Genomic DNA, 12,980 nt, shown 5'->3' with positions numbered 1-12,980 from the left:
GCGCTCCGTCAGGACCGGGTCCGCTGGGGCTGCCGGGTCCGCCGGGTCAGCCAGAGCACGCCGGCGGCGCCGGAGAGGAGCACGGTGGCGCCGAGGGTGCCGAGGGCGAGCGCGGAGTCGGCGGGACCGGTCTGCGGGAGGGTGTCCCCGCCTCCCCCGCCGTCGCCGCCGCCGGTCTGCGGGGCTCCGCCGCCCGCGGCGGTGACCTCCGTCTCCAGGGAGGGCTTCGGGTTGTTGCCGGGGGTGCAGGTGGTGGTGGTCCCCATGGCCTTGATGGTGAGGACGCCCGCGGTGAAGGTGACCTTGCCGCTCTTCTTCGGGGTGTAGGTGCCCGACAGGTCGGTGATCTTGATGGGGGTGTTGGCGGGCGCGGCCTCGGGGTTGGGCGGCCCGGAGACCGGTACGGAGACCTTCTCGGCACCGTCGGTCATGATCACGGCGCTGGGGTTCATCGCGCCCTTGCCAAGCTCGATGGGGCTGGAGGAGACGCCCTTCTGGAAGGACATCGTCAGCTTGTAGCCGTCGCCCTCCTTCACGGCCTTGATGTCGATGGGCGAGACCGCCGACTTGTCCCCGATCGGGGTCTGGCACTTGTACTCGACGTCGACCACGTCGGCGTGGGCCGCGGGGGCGGCGAGCAGGACCGCGGACCCGGCGAGCGCGAGCGCGAGCGCCGGCGCGAGTGCGGTGGAGCGTTTCCGGTCGGACACCTTCGTCTTCCCCTCGGGCCACAAGTTACTGACGACACATCAGATTGGTGGCACAAGGTACGCCCGGGACCCTACGGAGGGAAGACAAAGGGCGGGTGGCACTTCGGGCGGTTCGGCGGCCGGCGTTCCGGCCGCCGGAACGGGCGCCGGAACGCCGCCGCTCAGACGGCGCGGACCCCCCGCTGCCAGACGGCGGAGACGAGCGGGACGCCCGGCCGGTAGGCGAGGTGGACGTGGCTCGGGGCGTCGAGCAGGGCCAGGTCGGCGCGGGCGCCGGGCGACAGGCGGCCGATGTCGGTCCGGCGCAGCGCGCGGGCCCCGCCGGCGGTGGCGGCCCACAGGGCCTCGTCGGGGGTCATGCCCATGTCCCGGACGGCGAGGGCGATGCAGAACGGCATGGAGCTCGTGTACGAGGACCCGGGGTTGCAGTCGGTGGACAGGGCGACGGTGGCACCCGCGTCGAGCAGCCTGCGGGCGTCGGGCCACTGGGCGCGGGTGGAGAACTCGGCGCCGGGCAGCAGGGTCGCAACCGTGGTGCCGGCGGCCTGGACCAGGGCGTCGACGTCGGCGTCGGTGAGGTGGGTGCAGTGGTCGGCGGAGGCCGCCTCCAGCTCGACCGCGAGCTGCACGCCGGGGCCGTACGACAGCTGGTTGGCGTGGACGCGCGGGATCAGCCCGGCGGCGGCGCCCGCGGTGAGGATGGCGCGGGCCTGGTCGCCGTCGAAGGCGCCCTTCTCGCAGAAGACGTCCACCCAGCGGGCGTACGGGGCGCAGGCCTCCAGCATCTCGCCGGTGACGAGGTCGACGTAGCCGGCCGGGTCGTCGGCGTAGTCGGGGGAGACGATGTGCGCGCCGAGGTAGGTGACCTCCTCGGTGTGCGCGGAGGCGATGCGCAGGGCGCGGGCCTCGTCGGCGACGGTGAGGCCGTAGCCGGACTTGGTCTCGAAGGTGGTGGTGCCCTGGCGGCGGGCCTCGTCGAGGTGGCGCAGCAGGTTGGCCTCCAGCTCCGCGTCGGTGGCGGCGCGGGTGGCGGCGACGGTGGTGCGGATGCCGCCGGCGGAGTAGCTGCGGCCGGACATCCGGGCGTTGAACTCTGCGGTGCGGTCGCCGGCGAAGACGAGGTGGCTGTGCGAGTCGACGAAGCCGGGGATGACGGCGCGGCCCCGCGCGTCGAAGGACGCGTCGGCGGCGGGGGCGCCGGCGGCGGGCCCGGTCCAGGCGACGGTGTCGCCGTCGATGACGAGGGCCGCGTTCTCGATCAGGCCGAGGGGGGAGCCGTCGCCGAGGGCGGGGTCGTTGGTGACGAGGCTGCCGATGTTGGTGATGAGGGTGGTCATGGGTTCCTCTCGGGACGTGCTGTTCCCGGACGGTGTCAGCCGCGGACGGCGGCGATCGAGTCGGCCAGGGCCGCGGCGACGTCCCCGACCAGGGTGTGGGCGCCGTCGCGGACCACGTGGCGGCCGCCGACCACCGTGTGGCGGACGTCCGCGGCCGAGGCGGCGAAGACGGCCGTCTCCGCGCCGAGGCGCGGCAGCGGGCCGGCCGTGCGTACGGAGTCCAGCGCCACGGTGGTGAAGTCGGCGAGGGCGCCCGCCTCCAGGCGGCCCGCGTCCGCGAGGCCGAGGGCGGCGTGACCGTCCTCGGTGGCGGCCCGCAGCAGGGCGTTCGCCGTCCAGTGGCCCCGGGTGCGGCTGGCGAGGCGCTCGTTGAGCTCCATCGCGCGGGCCTCCTCCAGCAGGTCGATCACGGCGTGGCTGTCGCTGCCCAGCGACAGCGGGCTGCCCGCCCGCTGGAGCCGGCCGGCCGGGCCGATGCCGTCGGCGAGGTCGCGTTCGGTGGTGGGGCACATGCAGGTGCCGGTGGTGGTCCCGCCGAGGAGGGCGATGTCCGCGTCCGTCAGGTGCGTGTTGTGCACGCCGGTGGTGCGCGGGCCGAGCACCCCGTGGTCGGCGAGGAGCTGGGTGGGCGTGCGCCCGTGGGCGGCCTGGCAGGCGTCGTTCTCCGCCGTCTGCTCGGACAGGTGCACGTGCAGCGGGGCCCTCCGCTCCTGCGCCCAGCCGGCGACCGTGGCGAGCTGTCCGGCCGGGACGGCCCGTACGGAGTGGACGGCCGCGCCGATCAGGGCGTGCTCGCGGGGCTTGAGGGCGGAGACCCGCTCGGCCCAGGCGTCGGCGTCGCCGTCGGAGAACCGCTTCTGGTGCTCGCTCGGGGCCTCGCCGAAGCCGGAGGAGAGGTACGCGGTGTCGAGGAGGGTGATGCGGATGCCCGCCGCGGCGGCGGCCTCGATGAGGGCCTCGCCCATGGCGTTGGGGTCGGCGTACGGGGTGCCGCCGGGCGCGTGGTGGACGTAGTGGAACTCGCCGACGTTGGTGATGCCGGCCAGGGCCATCTCCGCGTACACGGCGCGGGCGAGGGCGAAATAGCTCTCGGGGGTGAGGTTCTGGGCGACCTTGTACATGACGTCGCGCCAGGTCCAGAAGGTGCCGCTGCCGACCTGCACGACCGAGCGCAGGGCCCGGTGGAAGGCGTGGCTGTGGGCGTTGGCCAGGCCCGGCAGGGTCAGGCCGCGCAGGACCTCGGCGCCGGGCGGCGGTGTGTCCGTCCCGGTGCGCAGGGCGGCGATCCGCCCGTCGGCCGATACCTCCAGGGCGACGCCCGGCTCGACGGTGTCGCCGAGCCAGGCGTGCTCCAGCCAGTACGTCTTCAGCGGCATGCCAGGCCTTCCAGTACGTCGGCGAGGGCGAGGACTCCGGCGACGCAGTCGTCCTCGGCCGCGGACTCCCGCGGCGAGTGGGAGACGCCGGTGGGGTTGCGCACGAACAGCATCGCGGTCGGGACGGACGCGGAGAGGATTCCGGCGTCGTGTCCCGCGCCCGTGCCGAGGACCGGGACGGAGCCGCCGAGGATCCGGTTGAGCTCGTCGCGCAGGGCGTGCTCGAACTCGACGACGGGGGTGAAGGACTCCCGTACGACGTTCAGGTCGATGCCGTCGCGGTCGGCGTGCTCGCGGGCGGCCTTCTCCACGGCCGTGACGACCGTGTCGAGGGTGGCCTGGTCGGCGGCGCGGGAGTCGAGCCAGCCGCGGACGAGGGAGGGGATGGCGTTGACGCCGTTCGGCTCGACGGAGATCTTGCCGAAGGTGGCGACGGCGCCGGCCAGGGCCGCCTCACGGCGGGCGGCCAGGACGGTCTCCGCGTAGGTGAGCATCGGGTCGCGGCGGTCCACCAGGCGGGTGGTGCCCGCGTGGTTGGCCTCGCCGTGGAAGTCGAACCGCCAGCGGCCGTGCGGCCAGATCGCGGAGGCGATGCCGACGCGGTCGCCGGACAGGTCGAGGGCGCGGCCCTGTTCGACGTGGAGTTCGACGAAGGCGCCGATGCGGGCGAGGCGCTCGGGGTCGGCGCCGATGGCCGCGGGGTCGTAGCCGGCGGCCTCCATGGCCTGCGGCAGACCGACGCCGTCGCCGTCGCGCAGCTCGTACGCCTTCTCCCTGGTCAGCTGCCCGGAGGCGAGCCGGGAGCCGACGCAGGCCAGCCCGAAGCGGGCGCCCTCCTCGTCACCGAAGTTGGTGATGGCCAGGGGCCGGGTGAGGGCGGCGCCGCGGGCGCGGAGCTCGTCCAGGGCGGCGAAGGAGGACACCACGCCGAGGGGGCCGTCGAAGGCCCCGCCGTCGGGGACGGAGTCCAGGTGGGAGCCGGTGACCACGGCGTCGCCCGCGAGGGGGTCGCCGAGCCAGGCCCACTGGTTGCCGTTGCGGTCCACCTCGTACGCGAGCCCGCGCGACTCGGCCTGCGCCCGGAACCAGGCCCGGCAGTCGGCGTCGGCGGCGGTCCAGGCGTACCTGCGGTACCCGCCGCTGCCGCTGTCGCGGCCGATCGGGCGCAGCTCGTCCCACATGCCGTGGAACGAGGCCGCGCCCGGGCCCCGGCCCGCGCCGGCGGAGGGCTCCGGGGAGCCTCCGCCGGCGGGGGCGGCGGGGCGGGCGCCCGGGGCTGAGCCCCGGGACGCCTCGCCCGCGCCGGTGTCGCTGGAGGGGGTCACGCGGAGTCACCCTCGCGCATCGGGACCCGGACGCCGCGCTCGTCGGCGACGTTCTCGGCGATGTCGTAGCCGGCGTCGACGTGGCGGATGACGCCCATGCCGGGGTCGTTGGTGAGGACGCGGCGGATCTTCTCGCCGGCCAGCGGGGTGCCGTCGGCCACGGTGACCTGGCCGGCGTGGATGGAGCGGCCCATGCCGACGCCGCCGCCGTGGTGGATGGAGACCCAGGAGGCGCCGGAGGCCACGTTGACCATGGCGTTGAGCAGCGGCCAGTCGGCGATGGCGTCGGAGCCGTCGAGCATGGCCTCGGTCTCGCGGTACGGGGAGGCCACGGAGCCGCAGTCGAGGTGGTCGCGGCCGATGGCCAGCGGGGCGGCGAGGGTGCCGTCGGCGACCATGTCGTTGAAGCGCTCGCCGGCCTTGTCGCGCTCGCCGTAGCCGAGCCAGCAGATGCGGGCGGGCAGGCCCTGGAAGTGGACGCGCTCGCCGGCCATCTTGATCCAGCGGTGCAGGGACTCGTTCTCCGGGAAGAGCTCCAGCATCGCCTTGTCGGTCTTGTGGATGTCCGAGGCCTCGCCGGAGAGGGCGGCCCAGCGGAAGGGGCCCTTGCCCTCGCAGAACAGCGGGCGGATGTAGGCGGGGACGAAGCCGGGGAAGGCGAAGGCGCGGTCGTAGCCGGCCAGCTGGGCCTCGCCGCGGATGGAGTTGCCGTAGTCGAAGACCTCGGCGCCCGCGTCCATGAAGCCGACCATGGCCTCGACGTGCCTGGCCATCGACTCGCGGGCGCGGGTGGTGAAGCCGGCCGGGTCCTTGGCCGCGTACGCCGCCATGTCGTCGAAGTCGACGCCGACGGGGAGGTAGGAGAGCGGGTCGTGGGCGGAGGTCTGGTCCGTCACGATGTCGATCGGCGCGCCCTCGGCCAGCATCTGCGGGAGCAGCTCGGCGGCGTTGCCGAGGAGGCCGATGGAGAGCGGGCGGCGGGCGTCGCGGGCCTCGGTGGCCAGCTGGAGGGCGTGTGCCGGGTTGTCGGCCTTCACGTCCAGGTAGCGGTGCTCGATGCGGCGCTCGATGGCGCGCGGGTCGACGTCGATGCAGATGGCGACGCCGTCGTTCATCGTCACGGCCAGCGGCTGGGCGCCGCCCATGCCGCCGAGGCCGGCGGTGAGGGTGATGGTGCCGGCGAGGGTGCCGCCGAACTTCTTCGCGGCGACCGCGGCGAAGGTCTCGTACGTGCCCTGGAGGATGCCCTGGGTGCCGATGTAGATCCAGGAGCCGGCGGTCATCTGGCCGTACATGGTCAGGCCGAGGTGCTCCAGGCGGCGGAACTCCTCCCAGTTGGCCCAGTCGCCGACCAGGTTGGAGTTGGCGAGCAGGACGCGCGGCGCCCACTCGTGGGTCTGCATCACGCCGACCGGGCGGCCGGACTGGACGAGCATGGTCTCGTCCTGCTTGAGGGTCTGCAGGGTGCGGACCATGGCGTCGTACGAGCGCCAGTCGCGGGCGGCCTTGCCGGTGCCGCCGTAGACGACGAGCTTGTCGGGGTGCTCGGCGACCTCGGGGTCGAGGTTGTTCTGGAGCATCCGGAGGGCGGCCTCCTGCTGCCATCCCAGGGTGCTGAGCTCGGTGCCTCGCGCGGCCCGTACGGGGCGGGGTCCTGACATGGGTGCCTCCTCCGGTGTTGGTCAATCCATTCACATCCTCGCGTCATGAATAGTTCCAGTCAACAGCTGCGGGCGGGTCGGCCTGATGATGGGATGGCGGACATGGCTGCCGACACGCACACGCAGGGCGCCGCGGAGCGCCGTGACCGGGCCGTACGGGCCGCCGTGGAGCAGGGTCTGCTGGAGCGCGAGCCGGTGGTCTGCCTGCTCGACGTGGCCGGTATCCGCGCCTCCGCCGCCGCCCTGACGGAGGCGTTCGCGGCCGCGGTGGCGCCCGGGACGCCGGTCCTGCACACCTTCGCGGTGAAGGCCGCCCCGCTGGTGCCCGTACTGCGGCTGCTCGCGGACGCCGGGCTCGGCTGCGAGGCGGCCAGCCCCGGCGAGCTCGCCCTGGCCCGGGCGGCGGGGGTCCCGGCGGATCGGACGGTGCTGGACTCCCCCGCCAAGACGACGGCCGAACTGCGCGGGGCGCTGGCCCGGGGCATCGCCGTCAACGCCGACAACCGGCAGGAGCTGGAGCGCCTCGACGCCCTGGTGGCGGCGGCCCCCGCCCGCTCCCCCGTCGGGCTGCGGATCAACCCGCAGACGGGTACCGGGTCCATCGGCGCCCTGTCCACGGCCACCGCCACCTCCAAGTTCGGCTTCGCGCTGCGCGATCCGGGGGCGCGCGAGCGGCTCGTACGGGCCTGCGCGCAGCGGCCGTGGCTGACCCGGCTGCACGTCCACTCGGGCTCGCAGGGGGTGCCGCTGGAGCTGATCGCCGAGGGGGTGCGGGAGCTGCACGGGCTGGCCGAGGAGATCAACGCGGCCGTCGGGGAGCGCCGGATCGACACCCTCGACATCGGCGGCGGGCTGCCGGTGAACTTCGCCTCGGACGAGCACGCCCCGACGTACGGGGAGTACGTGGCGGCCCTGCGCGCGGCCGTCCCCGCGCTCTTCGACGGCCCGTACGGGCTGGTCACCGAGTTCGGGCGGTCGCTGCTGGCCAAGCACGGGCTGGTGCTGGCGCGGGTCGAGTACACGAAGACGACCGGCGGCCGCCGCATCGCGCTGACCCACGCGGGCGTCCAGGTGGCCACCCGCACCGTGTACGCGCCGGCCGCCTGGCCGCTGCGGATCCTGGCGTACGACGCCAAGGGCGTACCCCGGGACGGCGCGCCGGTCCCCCAGGACATCGCGGGCCCGGCCTGCTTCGCGGGCGACCTGCTGGCCACCGCCCGGGAGCTGCCGGAACTCTCCCCGGGCGACGTCATCGCCGTCCCGGACACGGGCGCGTACGCCTTCACGGCCCACTACGGCTACAACAGCCTCCCCCGCCCGGCGGTCCACGGCTTCACCCCCGGCCCCGCCGACACCGTCCGCTTCGCCCTGGCCCGCCCGGCCCAGACCCTCACGGAGATCGTCACGGAGGCGGGCGGCGACCACCGGGACGCTCTGCTGTAGGGGCGGCCCCGTCAGGGAGCCGCCAGGGTGGCCGCGATGGCGGGGGCGAGGCCCTCCACGACCTCGGACGGGGCCGGGTCCGCCACCCCCGGCAGGCGCAGCAGGTAGCGGCTCAGGCCGAGGCCGAGGAGCTGGGCGGCGACCAGGCCCGCCGCCCGCGCGGCCCGGTCCGGGCCCAGGGCGGCCGCCAGCGCCGGGGCCACCTGCGCCGCGAACACCTCCCGCATCCGGGCCGCCGCCCGCTCGTTGGTCACCGCCGAGCGCAGCAGCTCAAGGTCCGGCACTGGGTGTGCTCCTGCGGAGCAGCCCACGACCGGGACGAGAACGCAGAACTCAGCCTTCGTCGTGAAGGACGGCGCATCGTGGCCGAGGGACGTCCGGACACGTAAAACGCCTGTGGAGCCCGTGTAAGACCCGGCATGCCGGGCGATGGGTGATGAAGCAGGAACCACCTACGACCGCCGCTTGACAGCGGCGGCCCGGTGGGAATCTCCCCCGCTCACGGGGGAGAGCGTCAATCCACGAACAGCCCCCGCGCGGCGGCCCGCGCGTCGAAGTCCTCCAGCCGCGCCTGCGCGTCCGGCAGCGCGTCCGCCATCGCCTCCAGCAGCACCCGCCCCAGCAGCATCGGCGCGCACGCCGTGTCGAAGGCCAGCCCCGTGCCCACCGGCGCCGGGATCAGCAGGTCCGAGTGCCGGGCCACGGGCGCGAAGGCCGAGTCGGCGACCGTCACCGCCGTCAGCCCGGCCGCCCGCGCGTGCTCCAGGGCCTCCACCACCTCGCGCGGGTGCCGCGGCAGCGCGAAGCACAGCAGCGCCGAGGCCCCGGCCGCGGCCGCCGCGTCGATCCGGTCGGCGAGCATGGAGCCGCCCTCGTCGAGGAGGCGTACGTCCGGGTGCACCTTGGCCGCGAAGTACGCGAACCCGCGCGCCTGCGAGGAGGCCGCCCGCAGCCCGAGCACCGGCAGCGGGGACGACCCGGCCAGTACCCGGCCCGCCTCCTCGACCGGCGCCGGGTCCGCGAGCATCGCCGACAGCCGCTGGAGGTTCTCGATCTCGCCCTGCACCGCCTGCTGGTACTCGTTGTACTCGCCCTCGCGCGCGGGCTCGGGCCGCCCGGCCGGAGCCACCTCGCGCAGGTGCCGGCGCAGCGCCGGGTACCCGTCGAAGCCGAGGGCGACCGCGAACCGGGTCACCGAGGGCTGGCTCACCCCGGCCAGCTCGGCGAGTTCCACGCTCGACAGGAACGGCACCTCCGCCGCCCCGCGCACCATGCAGTGCGCGATGCGCCGCTGGGTCGGCGTCAGCCGGTGTCCCTCGAACAGCTGTTGCAGCCGTGCGGCCGGGCTGTCGTTCATCGCCGCCCCCTCCGTCCCGTCCCCGGTGAGATATTCAGTCACCCTGCACTCTGCATGTGTCTATGCAGCTCGGCAAGCCGGTGCCCGGGATACGGATACGGGGGCTACCCCCAGTGCGGGCCGCGGCGGCCCTTCCTACGGTGGCCTCATGACAGAGCTCAAGAAGGAACTCGCCGCCACCCTGGAGGTCCGGCGGGAGCTCGGACCCGAGTACGAGGCCGCGCTCGTGGACTCCTTCGTGGACAAGGTCGACACCCAGGTCCGGCGCAGGCTCGCCGAGGAGCGGCTGCTCCGGGCGCGCGGCGGGACGGGCGGGCAGGGCCCCGCCGGACCGGTGAGCGCCTTCGGGGAGCGCTTCGGCTTCGCGATCGTCACGCTGGTGCTGGCGGTCCCGCTGTCGGCCATCGGCATCACCCAGGGCATCGGCGGCCTGGTGGCGGCCTGGGCGGGCATCGTGGGCGTGAACCTCGCCCACACCGGCCTGCTCCGCCGCCCCGGCCGCGACCCGCGCGCCTAGGCGGACATCCCCTGGGCCGTGCTCTTCGCGCAAACGGTACGGGGGCGACACGTGACGGCAGCACCGGCTTAACACGGCTGCGCCACAGTGGTGTCGTCGGCAGGGGAGCCCGGGAGACCGGGAGGCAGCGACCCCGGCCGGCGCCTCGCACGGCACCTGCGCACCTCCGGAGCGGCTCCCGGAACGCGCCGGTGCCACGGACGCGGACGGCCCTGACCCGGCCCGTGTCCCCGGGCGGGGACCGCCGTCGTCCCGCCCCCCGGCCCGCCGGGGGTGCGGCGGTCCCCGCCCCGCAAGCGACCGCGGCGGGGCGGCGGCCCAGTGGCCCGCCGCCCCGCCGTCCGCGCACCCGGGACTACTTGGCCGTCTTGGCCAGGAACGCCAGCAGGTCCTGACGGCTCACCACACCGGTGGGCTTGCCCTCGACCAGCACGATCGCCGCGTCGGCCTCGCCGAGCACCGCCATCAGCTCGGACACCGGCTCGCCGGAGCCGACCTGCGGCAGCGGCGCGCTCATGTGCTTCTCCAGCGGGTCGCCGAGCGAGGCCCGCTGCGCGAACAGCGCCGCGAGGAGCTCCTTCTCCACGACCGAGCCGATGACCTCGGCGGCCATCACGTCGGGGTGGCCGGCGCCCGGCTTGACGATCGGCATCTGCGAGACGCCGTACTCGCGCAGCACCTCGATGGCCTGGCCGACGGTCTCCTCGGGGTGCATGTGGACGAGCGACGGGATGCCGCCCTCCTTGTCGGCGAGGACGTCGCCGATGCGCGCGGCGGGACCCGCCTCCTCCAGGAAGCCGTGCCCGGCCATCCACTCGTCCGAGAAGATCTTGCTGAGGTAGCCGCGGCCGCTGTCCGGCAGCAGGACGACGACCACGTCGTCCGGGCCCAGGCCCTCGGCGGCGCGCAGCGCGGCGACGACCGCCATGCCGCAGGAGCCGCCGACCAGCAGGCCCTCCTCCTTCGCGAGGCGGCGGGTCATCTGGAAGGAGTCCTTGTCGGACACCGCGATGATCTCGTCGGTGACGTCCGGGTCGTAGGCCGTCGGCCAGAAGTCCTCGCCGACACCCTCGACGAGGTACGGGCGGCCGCTGCCGCCGGAGTAGACGGAGCCCTCCGGGTCCGCGCCGATGACCTTGACCTTCCCGCCGCTGACCTCCTTGAGGTAGTTGCCGGTGCCGGAGATGGTGCCGCCGGTGCCGACGCCCGCGACGAAGTGCGTGATCTTCCCCTCGGTCTGCTCCCACAGTTCGGGACCGGTGGTCTCGTAGTGCGAACGGGGGTTGTTCGGGTTGCTGTACTGGTCGGGCTTCCAGGCGCCGGGCTCGCGCGCGAGGCGGTCGGACACGTTGTAGTACGAGTCCGGGTGCTCGGGGTCGACGGCGGTGGGGCAGACCACGACCTCCGCGCCGTACGCGCGCATCACGTTGATCTTGTCCATGGACACCTTGTCAGGGCAGACGAAGATGCACTTGTAGCCCTTCTGCTGGGCCACGATGGCGAGTCCGACGCCGGTGTTGCCGCTGGTGGGCTCCACGATGGTGCCACCGGGCTTCAGGGCACCGCTCTGCTCGGCGGCCTCGATCATCCGGACGGCGATGCGGTCCTTCACCGAACCGCCGGGATTGAAGTACTCGACCTTGGCAAGCACGGTGGCCTGCAGGCCTTCGGTCACGCGGTTGAGCTTCACCAGCGGGGTGTTGCCGACGAGGCTGATCATCGAGTCGTGGAATTGCACCATGTTCTCCAAGAAGGGGACTCCACGGGTTCTCCGGGAGGTCCGGCCAGAGTATGCGGAAAGGGATTGGCCGACCGGCAGTACGGGGCAGGTAGGTCAACACGACGCAGGAGGTGGCTCCAAGGGTGTCCAGGGCGAGGACGGCCCGCCGGATCGCGGCGGGGGCAGCGTACGGCGGGGGCGGCCTCGGGCTGGTCGGGGTCGCCGCGTTCGGGCTGGTGCTGGCGGAGGTGCAGTTCGCGAAGCGCACGGTGGGCAACGGCCTGGGTGACCCGCCGCGCGCGGACGGCCTGTACGGGAGCGAGTTCAGCGGGCCGGAGCTGAGCCCGGGGCCGCTGCGGATGGGCATGCTGGGCGACTCCACGGCGGCCGGACTGGGCGTCCACCGGGCCCGCCAGACGCCGGCGGCGCTGCTGGCGTCTGGGCTGGCGGCGGTGGCCGAGCGGCCGGTGGAGCTGCGGAACGTGGCGCTGTCCGGGGCCATGTCGGACGACCTCGACCGGCAGGTGGGCCTGCTGCTGGACGGGCCCGGGCCCGCGCCGGACGTCTGCGTGATCATCATCGGCGCGAACGACGTGACCAAGCGGATGCCGCTGACGCAGTCGGTGCGGCTGCTGACCTCGGCGGTACGCAGACTGCGGCTCGCGGGCGCGGAAGTGGTGGTCGGGACCTGCCCCGACCTGGGCACCATCGAGCCGGTGTACCAGCCGCTGCGGTGGATGGCCCGCCGGGTCTCGCGGCAGCTGGCGGCGGCGCAGACGATCGGCGTGGTCGCGCTGGGGGCGCGCACGATCTCGATGGGGGACCTGCTGGGCCCGGAGTTCGCGGCGAACCCGCGCGAGATGTTCGGCCCGGACTCGTACCACCCCTCGGCGGAGGGGTACGCGACCGCCGCCATGGCGGTGCTGCCGACGCTGTGCGCGGCGCTGGGGCTGTGGCCGGGGTCGGACCGGCTGGACGTCTCGCGGGACGAGGACATGCTGCTGGTGGCCAAGGCGGCGTCGGCGGCGGCGGGCGAACCGGGCACCGAGGTCACGGCCGCCCGGGGGCCGTGGGCCCTCCTGAAACACCGCCGCCGCCGGCGCCTCCCGGAACCCGAGTCCCCGGAACCCGCCACGGCGGCCGCCGCCGCCCAGGAGGACCCCGCGTAACCCTCCGGAGGCCACCCGCCCGACTTCCCCGCCCCGGGCCCGCATGGGCCCTTCCGCGCGGCGTGCGGGCCCGGCGGCACGGCCTCCGCCGGGGTCCGACCGGGCCTTGAGCGGGGCCCTACCGCCGGACGAGGGCCGGTGCGGGTGGGTGGGCCGCTGCGCGGGCTGCTCCCCGCCCCGCCCTTCGCCCGTTCCCCGGGGCTGCGCCCCGGACCCCCTGGGGGCTCCGCCCCCAGACCCCCGCGCCTCAAACTCCCCCAGCTACCGCTGGGAGGTGCCCCCAGGCGGGGCTGGAATTGCCCTGCGGGCAATCCAGCCCGCGCGGCGTTTGAGCGCACCGGGCGCGGAGCGTCCGGTATCGGGGT

The 12,980-nt window shown here is 74.6% G+C and carries 11 protein-coding genes; 3 read left to right on the top strand and 8 right to left on the bottom strand.

Annotation, left to right across the window (positions count from 1 at the left end; all coding sequences use genetic code 11):
* Positions 1-8: 8 nt before the first annotated feature.
* From OG553_RS20555 to hutU, 5 genes are all read right to left on the bottom strand, one after another.
* A complete protein-coding gene (locus tag OG553_RS20555; protein WP_405980390.1) occupies positions 9-710 on the bottom strand; it encodes an LPXTG cell wall anchor domain-containing protein in 702 nt (233 codons plus the stop codon).
* Between the two features lie 161 nt (positions 711-871).
* The gene (hutI, locus tag OG553_RS20550) at positions 872-2,047 is read right to left on the bottom strand and encodes an imidazolonepropionase (RefSeq protein ID WP_405980389.1); all 1,176 of its coding nucleotides are present in this window, start codon (positions 2,045-2,047) and stop codon (positions 872-874) included.
* A 35-nt stretch (positions 2,048-2,082) separates the two neighbouring features.
* On the bottom strand, positions 2,083-3,423 hold the full coding sequence (locus tag OG553_RS20545; protein WP_405980388.1) for a formimidoylglutamate deiminase: 1,341 nt from the start codon (positions 3,421-3,423) through the stop codon (positions 2,083-2,085).
* On the bottom strand, positions 3,414-4,604 hold the full coding sequence (locus tag OG553_RS20540; protein ID WP_405983091.1) for an allantoate amidohydrolase: 1,191 nt from the start codon (positions 4,602-4,604) through the stop codon (positions 3,414-3,416). Before OG553_RS20540 ends, OG553_RS20545 begins: the two co-directional genes overlap by 10 nt.
* 140 nt (positions 4,605-4,744) lie before the next feature.
* Positions 4,745-6,409: a urocanate hydratase gene (gene hutU / locus OG553_RS20535; RefSeq protein ID WP_405980387.1), complete on the bottom strand. Its 1,665-nt coding sequence runs from the start codon at positions 6,407-6,409 to the stop codon at positions 4,745-4,747.
* A 102-nt stretch (positions 6,410-6,511) separates the two neighbouring features.
* On the opposite strand from hutU, the gene OG553_RS20530 reads away from it, so the two are divergent.
* Positions 6,512-7,852 carry a diaminopimelate decarboxylase gene (locus OG553_RS20530; RefSeq protein WP_405980386.1) on the top strand — a complete coding sequence of 447 codons (1,341 nt, stop codon included), beginning with the start codon at positions 6,512-6,514 and terminating at the stop codon, positions 7,850-7,852.
* An 11-nt stretch (positions 7,853-7,863) separates the two neighbouring features.
* Here OG553_RS20530 and OG553_RS20525 read toward each other — a convergent pair whose 3' ends face one another.
* A complete protein-coding gene (locus OG553_RS20525; protein WP_405980385.1) occupies positions 7,864-8,136 on the bottom strand; it encodes a hypothetical protein in 273 nt (90 codons plus the stop codon).
* Positions 8,137-8,366: 230 nt separating this feature from the next.
* Positions 8,367-9,209, bottom strand: coding sequence for a MurR/RpiR family transcriptional regulator (locus OG553_RS20520; protein ID WP_362468091.1), 843 nt, complete (start codon positions 9,207-9,209; stop codon positions 8,367-8,369).
* A 148-nt stretch (positions 9,210-9,357) separates the two neighbouring features.
* On the opposite strand from OG553_RS20520, the gene OG553_RS20515 reads away from it, so the two are divergent.
* The gene (locus OG553_RS20515) at positions 9,358-9,726 is read left to right on the top strand and encodes a hypothetical protein (protein WP_405980384.1); all 369 of its coding nucleotides are present in this window, start codon (positions 9,358-9,360) and stop codon (positions 9,724-9,726) included.
* 355 nt (positions 9,727-10,081) lie between these two features.
* On the opposite strand, the gene OG553_RS20510 is transcribed toward OG553_RS20515, so the two are convergent.
* Complete coding sequence (locus OG553_RS20510; RefSeq protein WP_405983090.1) at positions 10,082-11,464, bottom strand: cystathionine beta-synthase; 1,383 nt, start codon at positions 11,462-11,464, stop codon at positions 10,082-10,084.
* A 125-nt stretch (positions 11,465-11,589) separates the two neighbouring features.
* Between OG553_RS20510 and OG553_RS20505 the strand changes: the two genes are divergently transcribed.
* Positions 11,590-12,615 carry an SGNH/GDSL hydrolase family protein gene (locus OG553_RS20505; RefSeq protein ID WP_405980383.1) on the top strand — a complete coding sequence of 342 codons (1,026 nt, stop codon included), beginning with the start codon at positions 11,590-11,592 and terminating at the stop codon, positions 12,613-12,615.
* Positions 12,616-12,980: the final 365 nt, after the last annotated feature.

The sequence above is a fragment of the Streptomyces sp. NBC_00158 genome (assembly GCF_045160885.1).
Classification (GTDB): Bacteria; Actinomycetota; Actinomycetes; order Streptomycetales; family Streptomycetaceae; genus Streptomyces.
The sequence above is the reverse complement of the archived record's forward strand: the minus strand, read 5'-3'. Positions and strand labels throughout refer to the sequence as shown.

What these genes read in the sequence shown, in the direction of transcription:
- hutI (WP_405980389.1), bottom strand. Translation starts at nt 2,047, where the DNA reads ATGACCACCCTCATCACCAACATCGGCAGCCTCGTCACCAACGACCCC.
- OG553_RS20545 (WP_405980388.1), bottom strand. Translation starts at nt 3,423, where the DNA reads ATGCCGCTGAAGACGTACTGGCTGGAGCACGCCTGGCTCGGCGACACC.
- OG553_RS20540 (WP_405983091.1), bottom strand. Translation starts at nt 4,604, where the DNA reads ATGTGGGACGAGCTGCGCCCGATCGGCCGCGACAGCGGCAGCGGCGGG.
- hutU (WP_405980387.1), bottom strand. Translation starts at nt 6,409, where the DNA reads ATGTCAGGACCCCGCCCCGTACGGGCCGCGCGAGGCACCGAGCTCAGC.
- OG553_RS20530 (WP_405980386.1), top strand. Translation starts at nt 6,512, where the DNA reads ATGGCTGCCGACACGCACACGCAGGGCGCCGCGGAGCGCCGTGACCGG.
- OG553_RS20520 (WP_362468091.1), bottom strand. Translation starts at nt 9,209, where the DNA reads ATGAACGACAGCCCGGCCGCACGGCTGCAACAGCTGTTCGAGGGACAC.
- OG553_RS20515 (WP_405980384.1), top strand. Translation starts at nt 9,358, where the DNA reads ATGACAGAGCTCAAGAAGGAACTCGCCGCCACCCTGGAGGTCCGGCGG.